General features: G+C 71.5%; 9 protein-coding genes. All 9 read left to right on the top strand.

Annotated features, from left to right (window positions below):
• Window positions 1-236: 236 nt before the first annotated feature.
• The 9 genes from CRP52_RS31780 (at window position 237) to CRP52_RS31745 (ending at window position 13,013) form a co-directional block, all read left to right on the top strand.
• A complete protein-coding gene (locus CRP52_RS31780; RefSeq protein WP_097239544.1) occupies window positions 237-1,907 on the top strand; it encodes a Tat pathway signal sequence domain protein in 1,671 nt (556 codons plus the stop codon).
• A complete protein-coding gene (locus CRP52_RS31775) occupies window positions 1,862-2,851 on the top strand; it encodes an ABC transporter permease (protein ID WP_373560538.1) in 990 nt (329 codons plus the stop codon). Before CRP52_RS31780 ends, CRP52_RS31775 begins: the two co-directional genes overlap by 46 nt.
• Complete coding sequence (locus tag CRP52_RS31770) at window positions 2,848-3,819, top strand: carbohydrate ABC transporter permease (RefSeq protein WP_097239543.1); 972 nt, start codon at window positions 2,848-2,850, stop codon at window positions 3,817-3,819. The genes CRP52_RS31775 and CRP52_RS31770 overlap by 4 nt, the downstream gene beginning before the upstream one ends.
• Before the next feature lie 79 nt (window positions 3,820-3,898).
• Complete coding sequence (locus CRP52_RS31765; protein WP_097239542.1) at window positions 3,899-4,927, top strand: LacI family DNA-binding transcriptional regulator; 1,029 nt, start codon at window positions 3,899-3,901, stop codon at window positions 4,925-4,927.
• A gap of 28 nt (window positions 4,928-4,955) precedes the next feature.
• On the top strand, window positions 4,956-6,941 hold the full coding sequence (locus CRP52_RS31760; RefSeq protein WP_097239541.1) for a beta-galactosidase: 1,986 nt from the start codon (window positions 4,956-4,958) through the stop codon (window positions 6,939-6,941).
• A gap of 38 nt (window positions 6,942-6,979) precedes the next feature.
• On the top strand, window positions 6,980-9,121 hold the full coding sequence (locus CRP52_RS31755; protein WP_097239540.1) for an alpha-galactosidase: 2,142 nt from the start codon (window positions 6,980-6,982) through the stop codon (window positions 9,119-9,121).
• 172 nt (window positions 9,122-9,293) lie between these two features.
• On the top strand, window positions 9,294-9,605 hold the full coding sequence (locus CRP52_RS38610) for a cellulose binding domain-containing protein (RefSeq protein ID WP_179852991.1): 312 nt from the start codon (window positions 9,294-9,296) through the stop codon (window positions 9,603-9,605).
• 97 nt (window positions 9,606-9,702) lie between these two features.
• Window positions 9,703-11,214 carry a glycoside hydrolase family 43 protein gene (locus CRP52_RS31750; RefSeq protein WP_097239539.1) on the top strand — a complete coding sequence of 504 codons (1,512 nt, stop codon included), beginning with the start codon at window positions 9,703-9,705 and terminating at the stop codon, window positions 11,212-11,214.
• A 47-nt stretch (window positions 11,215-11,261) separates the two neighbouring features.
• A complete protein-coding gene (locus tag CRP52_RS31745) occupies window positions 11,262-13,013 on the top strand; it encodes a cellulase family glycosylhydrolase (protein WP_097239538.1) in 1,752 nt (583 codons plus the stop codon).
• Window positions 13,014-13,259 lie beyond the last annotated feature (246 nt).

The raw sequence follows: 13,259 nt of genomic DNA, 5'->3' as shown, positions 1-13,259 counted from the left end.
ACCCCTCGGCGGGTTCGGCTCGGAGATCGTTGATCGAAGCGCTTCGACGCTGACACGCGCCATCGACTGTGTCAACTCCCCAGAACACAAACGACTTTGGATTTGTTCACCCTCTTGCTCAACCTGTAACGCGTCGTTAGTGTCACCGAAACATCCAAGCGCTTCGACGCTTCGACGCTCTTTGACGCTTGGGCCGCGCTTCGACGGAGAGGGGCTACGCCACCATGAGATCCGGATTGAACCGCAGGAGCTTTCTGACCACCGCCGCCACGGTCGCGGGGGCCGCCGCGATGGCGCCCCTGCTGTCCGCCTGCGGCGGCGGATCGACCAAGAAGGGCGGGGCGAACAGCAGGGAGGGTCTGAAGGCCGCCCTGCCGACCTACCTGCCGAACCCCAACGCGGTCAAGCCGGACATGGCCCCCGTCCAAGGCGCAGGCGACGTCGCGACCGATCCGGCCTACCTCTCCTACCCGGCCTCCCCGCCCACCAGCGTCTCCGGCGTCCCGGGCAAGGGCGGCAGCTACACGGCGGTCACCCCGCTGTGGGGCACGGCCCCACCGGTCGGCAACTCCTTCTACCAGGCGATGAACAAGGCGCTCGGGGTCGAGCTGACCATGAAGCCGGCGGACGGGATCAACTACAACACCATCGTCCCCACGATGACCGCCGCCGAGAAGCTGCCGGACTGGATCAACCTGCCCTCCTGGTGGAACGCCAACTTCAACACCGGCGGGCTGACCGGCTCCCAGCTCGCGGACCTGACCCCCTACCTGTCCGGCGACAACATCAAGAAGTACCCCAACCTGGCCGCCCTGCCCACCGGCGCCTGGCAGATGGGGATCTGGGGCGACAAGCTCTACGGGATCCCCTGCTTCTCCAGCAGCTTCGGCATGCCCGGTGCCACCTTCTACCGCCGGGACATCCTCGAAGCCCGGGGGATCACGGCCGACCAGATCAAGTCCGCCGACGACCTGATGAACCTCGGCAAGGAACTGACCGACGCCAAACGGGGCGTGTGGGCCTTCGACGACGTGTGGACCTACCTCCAGTTCACCTGGAACGTCCCCATGAACTGGCGGATCGACAACGGCAAACTGGTCCACATGTTCGAGACCCAGGAGTTCCTGGAGGCCGTCGACTGGCACTACCGCCTGGCCAACTCGGGCTACATGCACCCGGACACGCTCGCCGGCGACGTCTCCAACGGAGCCACCCGCTTCTACAGCGGCAAGTGCCTCATCGGAGGCGGCGGACTGGGCGCCTGGAACCTGTCCGACCACCAGTCCGGCGTCGCCGCGGACCCGAACTACCGGCGCGGCGCGCTCAACTGCATCACCCCCGACGGCAAGGGCACACCGGTGACCTACACGGGCTCCAGCGCCAGCATGCTCAGCTACCTCAACGCCAAGCTGAAGCCCGCGCAGATCGAGGAACTGCTCGCCGTCGCGAACTACCTCGCCGCCCCCTACGGCACGGCCGAGTACACCCTGGTCACCTACGGGGTCGAGGGCGTCCACCACACCCGGGTGAACGGCACACCGACCTTCACCGACGAGGGCAAGAAGGACGTCCAGGCGACGACCTACCCGTTCCTGGCCGCCGCCCCCTCCGTGATCAGCAACCCCGGCGGCGAGCAGGTCACCAGGGACTACGCGGCCTGGTCCGGCGCCAACGTCAAGTACCTCACCAAGCCAGCCTTCTGGAACATGAACTTCAGCATGCCGTCGGCGATCGCCACCGCCTGGGCAGCGCAGAGCGTCAACGACACCCTCAAGGACTGCTACCACGGCAAGAAGAAGGTCTCCGAGTTGCAGGACGCCATCGCCGGCTGGCGCTCCGGCCCCGGGGAACGGCTCAAGCAGTGGATGACCGACAACGTCCTCGACAAGTACGGCTCCGGTCAGTGAGCACCGCGGCCCCCAAGCGCCCGGCCCGCCCCGCGCGGCTCAACTGGCGGATCAGGCTGCGGCGCGACAAGTCGCTCCTGCTGATGACGGTTCCCGCGGTCGCCCTGCTCCTGGTGTTCAACTACGTGCCGCTGTTCGGCATCGTCACCGCCTTCCAGGAGTACGACCCGCTGATCGGGGTCTGGCACAGCGAATGGGTCGGCTTCGACCAGTTCCAGCAGCTGTTCGGCGACCCGGCGTTCTGGGCCTCGATGCAGAACACGCTGTACCTGAGCTTCGTCCAGCTGATCCTCTTCTTCCCCGTCCCGATCGCCCTGGCCCTGCTGCTCAACTCGGTGGTCAGCGAGCGGATCCGCAACGTCTTCCAGTCCGTGGTCTACCTGCCGCACTTCTTCTCCTGGGTGCTGGCGGTCACGATCTTCCAGCAGATGCTCGGCGGCGCCGGCGTGCTCAACCAGTTCCTGCGCCAGCACGACATCGGCACCTGGGACATCATGACCAACCCGCACACCTTCGCCCTGCTGGTCACCTCACAGGCGATCTGGAAGGAGGCGGGCTGGGGGATCATCGTCTTCCTCGCCGCGCTGAGCGCCATCAACAGCGAGCTGTACGAGGCCGCGGCCGCCGACGGCGCCGGCCGGTTGCGGCGGATGTGGCACATCACGCTGCCGGGCCTGCGCGGAGTGATCGTGCTGATGCTGGTCCTGCGCCTCGGCAACGCGCTGTCCGTCGGCTTCGAGCAGTTCCTGGTCCAGCGCGACGCCGTCGGCCACGAGGCCGCCGACGTCCTGGACACCTTCTCCTTCTACTACGGCATCGCCACCGGCGGCTACAGCTACGGCGCGGCGGCCGGGCTCTTCAAGAGCGTGGTCTCCCTCCTGCTCATCTGGGGTGCCAACAAGCTGGCGCACGCCTTCGGCGAGGACGGGCTGTACAGGAAATGACGAACGCACTCACCATCGGTTCCCGCCACGAGAAGCGCCGCACGGCGGCGGCCACCCGGCGCCGGGCCCGCTCCGCCCGCCCGCCCTGGGAGGAGCCACCGACGGCCGTCGGCCAGGCGGCCAAGGGGCTCACGCTCGGCGGGACGCTCGCCGTCATCCTGGTCCCGCTCTGGATCATCGTCCTGACCAGCTTCTCCACCCCCGGCGCCATCAACCGGGCCGGCGGGCTGGTGATCTGGCCGGACGGCCTGACCACCGAGACGTACCGCCAGATGCTCAGCGACCCCACGATCGTCACCGCGCTGGGGGTGAGTCTGGGCATCACCGTGGCCGGCACCGCGCTGTCCATGGCCGTGTCCGTCCTGTGCGCCTACGGCCTCTCCCGGCCGCGCTCCCTCGGACACCGCTTCGTCCTGCTGCTGCTGATCGTCACGATGTTCGTCGGCGGCGGCCTGATCCCGAGCTTCCTGGTCGTCACCGGCCTCGGCGGCTACGGCCAGTGGTGGGCGCTGATCCTGCCGGGTGCCGTCTCCGTCTTCAACATCCTGGTGCTGCGCGCCTTCTACCAGGAGACCTCCTCCGAGCTGATCGACGCGGCCCGGATGGACGGCGCCGGGGACTGGCGCATCCTGTGGTCCGTCGTCCTGCCCACCTCGCGCGCCGTCACCGCCGTCACCGCGCTGTTCTACGCCGTCGGGTACTGGAACTCCTTCTTCAACGTCATGCTCTACATGCCGACGGACAGTCAGAAGTGGCCGCTGCAGTACGTGCTGCTCACCTACGTCAACCGGGCCAACGGCCTCCCCGGCTCCCTCAACTCGGGCTTCGGGAACAGCCACACCCAGACCGCACCGCTGTCCCTGCAGATGGCGGTCGTGGTCCTCACCCTGGTACCACTGGTGATCGTGTACCCGTTCGTACAGAAGCACCTGCGCACCGGCGTCCTCACCGGCGCGATCAAGGGCTGAGCCGTCCGCACCGGCCCGGAGCGCCCCGACCGGACCGGGAACACGCCCTCAACGGAACCGACACGAAGGAATCCCAACGATGGTGACACTCGCCGATGTGGCCAGGCACGCCGGCGTCTCGTCCAGCACGGTCAGCTACGCCCTCAGCGGCAAGCGCCCGATCTCCGACGAGACCAGGACCCGCATCGAGAGGGCCATCACCGACCTCGGCTACCACCCGCATGCGGGTGCCCGGGCCCTGGCCGGCAAGCGCTCGCACATCATCGCCCTGGTGGTACCGCTCCACCCCGAGGTGCACGTGCCCACCATGATGGAGATCGCCATCGCCGTCACCGTCGCCGCCCGCGAACACGGCTACGACGTCCTGCTGCTCACCAACGACGAAGGGCCCGAAGGCGTCCGCCGGGTCGCCGCCACCGGACTCGCCGACGGCGTCATCCTCATGGACGTCCGCCTCGACGACGACCGCATCCCGGTGCTGCGCGCCCAGGACATCCCGGCCGCCCTCATCGGCCTGCCCGACGACCCCACCGGACTCTCCTGCGTCGACCACGACTTCGCCACCGCCGGCGCCCTGTGCGCCGACCACCTCGCCGACCTCGGCCACCGCGACGTCGCCTTCATCGGCTACAGCAGCGGCGTCTACCGGCGCCACGCCGGCTACGCCGAGCGCACCCTGAAGGGCTTCCGCGCCCGCGCCGAGCGGCGCGGCCTGCGCTTCCTCCACCGGCCCTGCGAGGGCACGTACGAGAGCACCGCCGGCACCCTGGCCCGCGTCCTGGCCGACCGGCCCGACACCACCGGGTTCGTCGTCCAGAACGAGGCGGCGATCGGCCCGCTGCTGAGCCTGCTGCGCGCCAGCGGCCGGACCGTGCCGGAGGACGCCTCCGTCATCGCCATCTGCCCGAACCCGATGGCCGAGCAGCACTCACCCCGGCTCACCTCCGTGACCAGCCCGAAGAAGGACCTCGGGCAGGTCGCCGTCGAGCAGGTCATGGCGAGGATCGCCGCGACCGCCGCGGGCGACGTGCCGCAGGACCAGCTCCTGCTGATGCCCCCGGAACTGGTGGTCCGCGAGAGCACCGCCCCGGCCCCGCCCCGCAGTTGACACCACTCACGGAAGGACGGCTCCCCCGATGGAGCTGCAACGGCTCACCGACCGCCTCGGCGGCCTCGCCTTCGGCGGGGACTACAACCCCGAACAGTGGGACGCCGAGGTGTGGAAGCAGGACGACGAACTGATGCGCCGGGCGCGCGTCAACCTCGCCACCGTCGGCGTCTTCTCCTGGGCCCTGATGGAGCCCGAAGAGGGCCGCTACGAGTTCGACTGGCTCGACGCCCACCTCGACCGGCTCCACGCGGCCGGCGTCGCCGTCGACCTGGCCACCCCCACCGCCTCCCCACCGCCGTGGTTCACCCTGGCCCACCCGGACGCCCTGACCATCCGCCCCGACGGCACCCGCCTGACCCACGGCAGCCGGGACACCTACTGCCTCACCTCCCCCGCCTACCGCCGGGCCGCCCGCCGCATCGCCGCCGCCCTCGCCGAACGCTACGGCGACCACCCGGCGCTGGCCCTGTGGCACGTCCACAACGAGTACGTCACCCCCTGCCACTGCGACCACACCGCCGCCGCGTTCCGGGTCTGGCTGCGCGCCCGCCACGGCTCCCTGGACGCCCTCAACGAGGCCTGGGGGACGGCGTTCTGGAGCCAGCACTACACCTCGTGGGAGCAGGTCCTCCCGCCCCGCACCACCCAGTGGCACCACAACCCCGGCCACGTCCTGGACTACAGCCGCTTCTGGTCCGACGAGACCCTCGCCGCCTACCGCGAGCAGCGCGACGCGATCCGCGCCCACAGCGACCGGCCGGTGACGACCAACCTCATGGTGCCCGACTACCAGAACCTGGACCTGTGGGCGTTCGGCCGCGAGGTCGACCTGGTCTCCGTCAACCACTACCCCAGCGCACCCGGCATCGACGCCGCCGCCCACGCCGCCTTCGACGCCGACCGGGCCCGCTCCTTCGCCGGCGGCGCCCCCTGGCTGCTGATGGAATCGGGCACCAACACCGTCTACGCCGGCGACCGCATCCTCCCCAAGGAGCCGGGCGACATCCTTCGCCACTCACTCGTCCACATCGCCCGCGGCTCGGAGGGCGCGCTGTTCTTCCAGTGGCGCCAGTCCCGGGCCGGCGCCGAGACGTGGCACTCGGCGATGGTCCCGCACGCCGGGCCCGACAGCCGCACCTTCCGCGAGGTCACGGCGGCCGGCGAGGCCATCGCCCGGCTCGGCGAGCTCGCCGGCTCCACCGTCCGGGCCGACGTCGCCGTGCTGCACGACTCCGACGCCTGGTGGGCGTTGAACGTCGACGGCCTCCCGTCCGGCGAGCTCGCCTACCACCCCGCGCTGCGCCGCGCTCACCGGGCCCTGTGGGACGCCGGATTGACGGTCGACTTCGCCCACCCCGAGCACGACCTGAACCGCTACCGGGTCGTCCTCGCCCCCGCCCTGTTCCTGCTCACCGACGCGGGCGCCGAGAACCTGCGCCGCTACGTCGCGGGCGGCGGCACCCTGCTGATCCAGCACTTCGGCGGCATCGTCGACGAGCACCTGCACGCCCGGCTCGGCGGCTACCCGGCCGCACCGCTGCGCGAGGCGCTGGGCATCCGGGTCGAAGAGCACCGCCCGCTGGCGCAGGGCGAGGAGATCACGCTCTCCGACGGCTCGACGGGCTCCTCCTGGAGCGAGTCCCTGCGCGCCGAAGGCGCCGAGGTGCTCGCCGCCTACACGCACGGCATGCTCGACGGCAGCCCGGCACTCACCCGCCACGCCTTCGGATCCGGCCACGGCTGGTACCTGTCCACCCGCCTGGACGACGCGGGCTACACCGCCCTGGTCGGCCGGCTGCTCACGGAGGCCGGGGTCGGCCCGGACCTGCCCGGCCTGCCGGCCGGCGTCGAGGCCGTCACCCGGCACGCCCCGGACGGCCGCGCCTGGCACGTCCTGATCAACCACCTCGACGAACCCGTCCCGCTGCCGCGGCCCGGTCACGACCTGCTCACCGGCGGCCCCGTGAGCCGGCTGCCCGCCGGCGGCTGCGCCGTCCTGCGCGCGTTGTGAACGCTCACTGAGCTCCCGCCTCATCCCGGAAGGCCACCATGAGCGACCTGCACGAGACGATCCGCTGGGGCCACGACGCCCTGGATCTGGAGATCACCCTGGGCGAGCACGACACTCCGCGCCTGACCCGGATCGGTGCCCCCGGCGAGAAGACCACCGCCCCCCGCCCCGCCGTACCGCTGCCGCTGGTGGAGGTGACGACCGCCGCTCTCGGCCGCTACTGGTCGGGCCGGCACCTCGTCAACACCGTTCTCGGCGGGCGCCTGCGCCACCGCGCGCACCGGGCGACCCGGGACGGCGACTGGCACGTGCTCACCGTCGAACTCCACGACCCGGAGACCGGTTTGACCGCCGAGGCGGTCTACCGCTCCCCGGCCGGCCTGCCGGTGCTGCGCAGCGAGGTGCTGCTGCGAAACGAAGGGACGGCGACGCTGCACCTGGAGTCGGTCGCCTCGCTCGTGGCGGGCTGCCTCACCGGGGGCGACCCGGTGGATCTGGACGACGCCGACCTGCTGTGGGCGGAGAACGAGTGGTTCGCCGAATGCCGCTGGCAGCGCCAGCCGCTGCGGGTGTCCTCGCCCGAACGGAGCGGCCGCTTCCACACCACCTCCGGCCGCAGCACCCGCGTCGTGGCCGGTCAGGGCGTGTGGTCCAGCTGCGGCCACCTGCCGATGGGCGGCCTGACGGACCGCGCGTCCGGCCGTACCTGGCTGTGGCAGATCGAGCACAACGGCGGCGGCTGGCGCTGGGAGTGCGGGGTGCGCGACGACACCGCGTACGCGGCGCTGTACGGCCCGAACGACGCCGACCACGGCTGGCGCCACCCGCTGGAGCCGGGCGCCGAGTTCCGTACCGTGCCGGTGGCGCTCGCACTGGCCACGGACGGCGGCCCGGACGGGGCCTTCGCCGCCCTGACCCGCTACCGCCGGGCCACCCGACGCCCGCACCCCGACCACCGGCGGCTGCCGGTGATCTTCAACGACTACATGAACTGCCTGATGGGCGATCCGACCACCGAGAAGCTACTGCCCCTGGTCGACGCCGCCGCCGAGGCCGGCGCGGAGTACTTCGTCGTCGACGCCGGCTGGTACGACGACGGCGGCACCTGGTGGAGCTCCGTCGGGGTCTGGGAGCCGTCGGCCTCCCGGTTCCCCGGGCCGAAGGGGATCCACGAGGTCCTGGACCGGATCCGGGAGCGGGGCATGGTCCCCGGCCTGTGGCTGGAGCCGGAGGCGGTCGGCGTGGACAGCCCGGTCTCCGGATCCCTGCCGGAGGAGGCCTTCTTCCGCCGCGACGGGCGGCGCGTCGAGGAAGGCGGTGGCCGGTACCACCTGGATCTGCGACACCCCGCCGCCCGCGCCCACCTGGACCGCGTGGTGGACCGCCTGGTCGGCGAATGGGGCGTCGGCTACCTGAAGCTCGACCACAACACCGACCCGGGCTCCGGCACCAGCAGCCACCCGGGAGAGGCACCGGCGGCCGGCCTGCTCGGCCACAACCGGGCCCACCTCGCCTGGCTCGACGGCATCCTGGACCGGCACCCGGACCTGGTGATCGAGAACTGCGCCTCCGGCGGCATGCGGATGGACCACGCCCTGCTCTCCCGGCTCCAGCTGCAGTCCACCAGCGACCAGCAGGACCTGCTGCGCTACGCGCCGATCGCGGCGTCGGCCCCCACCGCCGTCACGCCCGAGCAGGGCGCCGTCTGGGCCTACCCGCTGCCCGGGGACTCCCCCGACGAGGTCGCCCTGACCATGGCCAACGCGCTCCTCGGCCGCATCCACCTCTCCGGTCGGCTCACCGAACTGTCCTCGCAGGCCAGGGACTTGGTGCACGAGGCGGTAGCCGTCCACAAGGCGATCCGCGCCGACCTGCCGCAGGCGCTGCCCGCCTGGCCGCTCGGCCTCCCGGGCTGGGAGGACCCGTGGATCGCCCTGGCCCTGCACACCCCGGCCACCACCTACCTCACCGCCTGGCGCCGCTCCGGCGAGGAGAACGTCAGGGAGCTCGGTCTGCCCCACCTGGCCGGCGCCGAGGTCCGCGTCGAGGTGCTCTACCCGGCATCCAGCCAGGCCCGCGCCCTCTGGCACCCGGACACCGCCGAACTCACCCTGACCCTGCCGGCGGCCCCGTCCGCCGTCCTGCTGCGCCTCACCAGGAATCCGACCGGGAGGGATTGACGATGCCCCAGGTGTCCGCGCGCGGCCCACCGCGCCGGCCCGCATCCGCACGGAACACGCTTCGCGTCCGGGCCCGACCCAGGCAGCCGCACCGGGCTCCTGCCGTCCAGAACGCGGGAGTTCGTTTCCCCCACTCGAACGCCACGCACCCCCACCCCACTGGAAGGACGCAGTGAAATGGTCAGCCCATTCGTGTCATGATCACGTCATAGCCGCCGCGGCGGCCCTGTCTCTCGCGGTCACCGGCGCGATCGCCGTCGCGGGGCCGCACGCCGCCGCCGCACCGCCCGCCGTCACCGCGAGCACCCTGTCGGTGTCGGTCGACGCCGCCCCGCAGCTCGCCACCGCTCCCGCCGAGGTGTCCTACAACGCCTCCGTCCCGCAGGGCGGCAGCGTCCAGTGGGCCTTCAAGGCCACCTGGTCCGGCAGTGACGCCAACCCCTCCGCCTTCCGGTTCAACGGCGCCCCCTGCGCGATCGGCTGAACCCGATGAGCCGGTGGTGCCCCGGGCCCCGGACCTCTCCAGGGCCAAGGGCCCGGGGCACCACCCCCGACCCGCACCCCCGAAAGGAACCGACCACGTGTCAGACCAGCCCCAGCCGACCGGCCCCCTCCCCAACCCGGTGATCCCCGGATTCCACCCGGACCCGAGCGTCTGCCGCGTGGGCGACGACTACTACCTCGTCTGCTCCAGCTTCGAGTACTTCCCCGGCATCCCCGTCTTCCACAGCCGCGACCTGGTGAACTGGACGCAGATCGGCAACGCCCTCGACCGGCCGAGCCAGCTGCGCCTGCCGCGCGAGTCCCCGTCCTCCGGCGGTATCTACGCCCCGACGCTGCGCCACCACGACGGCCGCTTCTGGCTGATCGTCACCAACGTCAGCGGCGACGGCAACCTGCTCTTCACCGCCACCGACCCGGCAGGCCCCTGGTCCGACCCGATCCGGCTGCCCGGCGTCCACGGCATCGACCCGGACCTCGCCTGGGACGAGGACGGCACCTGCTGGTGCACCGTCGCCGGCGTCTCCCAGGTCCGCCTCGACCCGGCCACCGGCGAGACCATCGGCGAGCCGCAGCGGATCTGGTCCGGCGCGCCCGGCGCCACCGCCCCCGAGGCCCCGCACCTGTACCGGATCGGCGCGTACTGGTACCTGATGATCGCCGAGGGCGGCACCGAGCGCGGCCACGCCGTCTCCATCGCCCGCGGCCCCTCGCCCTCGGGCCCGTTCGAGCCGTGCCCGGCCAACCCGGTGCTGACCCACCGCGGCATCGACAGTCCCATCCAGAACACCGGGCACGCCGACCTCGTCCAGGCCCCCGACGGCTCCTGGTGGATGGTGCTGCTCGCCGTCCGGCCGCGCGGCGGCACCCCCGCCTGGTACGTGCTCGGCCGGGAGACCTTCCTCGCCCCGGTCGCGTGGGTGGACGGCTGGCCGGTGGTCGGCCCGCTCACCACCGAACTGCCCACCCCCTCCTGGCCGTTGCACCCCGCGCCCGCAGTCCCCGCCCGGGACGACTTCGACCAGGCCGAGCTCCACCCCCAGTGGATCTCGGTGCGCGAGCGCCCCGAGCACCTGTGCACCACGAAGGAGCGCTCCGGCTGGCTCACCCTGCGCGCCGCGGGCGCCTCCCTGGACGAGAACGACGTGGTGTTCGTCGGCCGGCGCCAGCAGCACCTCGGCTGCCGGGCCCGCACCCTGATCGACCCCGCCGGGGGCCGCGGCGGCCTCGCCGTCCGCATGGACGAGGACCACCACTACGAGATCGAGGCGGCCGACGGCGAGGTGAAGGTCCTCGCCCGGATCGGCTCGCTGCGCACCGAGGTCGCCTCCCGTCCGGTGCCCTCCGGAGCCGTGGTGCTCGGTGTCGACGTCGTCCCCCGGCCGACGCGCGGCCCGCGCACCGGCCCCGACGACGTCATCCTCGGCGTCGAGGAGCCCGACGGCACCTTCGCCGTGCTCGCCGCCCTCGACGGGCGCTACCTCTCCACCGAGGTGGCCGGCGGCTTCACCGGCCGGGTCATCGGCATGTACGCCGCCGAAGGCACCGTCCACTTCGACCGGTTCGACTACGAGCCGCTCCTCCTTCCCTGACCACCCGTCAGGGGATTCCCCACCCGTTCACCCGAAAGGGACATGCCGTGAACGACGCACAGCAGACCGCCCGCCCACTCGCCCGCCGGCTCCACCGGACGGCCGGCCTCGTGGTGGCCCTGGTCACCACCAGCGCCCTCTGCGGCGGCACCGCCGTCGCCGCCCCCGCCGACCGGGCCCCGTCCGCGGCCGAGGCCGCCGGGCTCAGGGTCCCCGACAACCCGATGGCCGCAGTCGCCCAGATGCAGCCCAGCTGGAACCTCGGCAACACCCTCGACGCGATCCCCGACGAGACCTCCTGGGGCAATCCCCTCACCACCAAGGCGACGTTCGACGGCCTCAAGGCCCAGGGCTTCCGCAGCGTCCGGATCCCCGTCACCTGGTACCCGCACCAGTCCGCGACCGCCCCGTACACCATCGACCCGGTGTGGATGAAGCGGGTGAAGCAGGTGGTCGACCTCGCCCTGGAGGACGGCCTCTACGTCGAGATCAACGTCCACCACGACTCGTGGCAGTGGATCAAGTACATGTCCACCGACCACGACAACATCGTGGCCCGGTTCGACTCCACCTGGCAGCAGATCGCCACCGCGTTCAAGGACGAGCCGCGCGCGCTGCTCATGGAGAGCATCAACGAACCGCAGTTCGACGCCGCGACCGACGCCCAGAAGACCCAGTACCTGCGGGAACTCAACACCTCGTTCCACAGCATCGTGCGCAACTCCGGCGGCAGGAACAAGGACCGCCTGCTCGTCCTGCCCTCGGAGGAGACCAACAACGCCCAGCACTGGCTGGACGACCTGTCCACCACGATGAGCTCGCTGAACGACCGCAACCTGGTCGCCACCGTGCACTACTACAGCTGGTACCCCTTCAGCGTGAACATCGCGAACGACCCGACGTACGACGCCAAGGCCCAGTCGGACCTCACCGAGGGCTTCGCCCGCGTGCACGACACCTTCGTCGCCAAGGGCATCCCCGTCTACCTCGGCGAGTACGGCCTGCTCACCTCGCCCTACTCCGGCGTGGTCGAGCGCGGCGAGATGCTCAAGTACTTCGAGCACGTCAACTACGAGGCGCGGCGCAACGGCATGACCTCCGCCGTCTGGGACGCCTACAACGACTTCCTGAACCGTTCCACCATGCAGTGGATGGTCCCCGAGATGAAGGCCCTGATCCAGAGCTCCTGGCGGACCCGCTCGGGCACCGCCTCCACCGACAACCTCTTCGTGCCGAAGTCCGGCCCCATCGCCGCGCAGACCATCACCCTGAACCGCAACGGCCTCTGGTTCGCCGGGCTCTGGCAGGGCGACCGCCCGCTGATCCCCTTCATGGACTACACCCTCGACGGCGACAAGCTCACCCTGACCGCCGACGCCCTCACCCGCCTCGCCGGAGACCGCGCCGCCGGCGTCAACGCCACCCTCGAAGTCCGGTACTCCGACGGCGTCCCGTGGAAGCTCTTCGTGCGCTCGTACGACAAGCCGACCATGGCCAACGCCACCGGGACGCTCGACGGGCTCACCATCCCCACCCGGTTCAACGGCGCCCTGATGGCCAACGTCCAGTCCGCCTACGCCGACGGCACAGCGGCCGGCCCCGCGTCCTGGACCACCTACCAGTCGTTCGACAACCTCCGTGCCGACTACGGCGCCGACACCACCACTCTCAAGCCCGACTACGTCAAGTCCCTCAAGGACGGCCTCCCGGCGACGTTCACCTTCCGCTTCTGGACCGGCGACACCGTCACCTACACCGTCACCAGGACCGGTGACACTGTCACCGGCACCGCCTCCTGACCCCTGTTCCTCCCCGCCCCGGCTGCCGCCCCCGGCAGCCGGGGTTCCCACACGTCCCGAGGTGCACCCGTGTTCCCGCTGCCCCCGCGCGTCCTCGCGGCGTCCTCGCGGCGGCCTCTCGGCCGACGCCCGGGGCGGAACCGCTGCCGGCACTCCGGTCGAAGCGGATGCCCCCGTCCCGCACCGCCCTGGCGGTAGCCGCGCCGAGCCCGGCGGGCGCTGCCGCCGGGGCGGCCGTTGCACCAC

The sequence above is a fragment of the Streptomyces sp. 1331.2 genome, from assembly GCF_900199205.1.
Classification (GTDB): domain Bacteria; phylum Actinomycetota; class Actinomycetes; order Streptomycetales; family Streptomycetaceae; genus Kitasatospora.
This window is presented reverse-complemented; position numbering and strand designations above follow the sequence as displayed.

Excerpts from the sequence above, each read along its gene's own strand:
- CRP52_RS31770 (WP_097239543.1), top strand. The coding sequence starts at position 2,848 with ATGACGAACGCACTCACCATCGGTTCCCGCCACGAGAAGCGCCGCACG.
- CRP52_RS31765 (WP_097239542.1), top strand. The coding sequence starts at position 3,899 with ATGGTGACACTCGCCGATGTGGCCAGGCACGCCGGCGTCTCGTCCAGC.
- CRP52_RS31760 (WP_097239541.1), top strand. The coding sequence starts at position 4,956 with ATGGAGCTGCAACGGCTCACCGACCGCCTCGGCGGCCTCGCCTTCGGC.
- CRP52_RS31755 (WP_097239540.1), top strand. The coding sequence starts at position 6,980 with ATGAGCGACCTGCACGAGACGATCCGCTGGGGCCACGACGCCCTGGAT.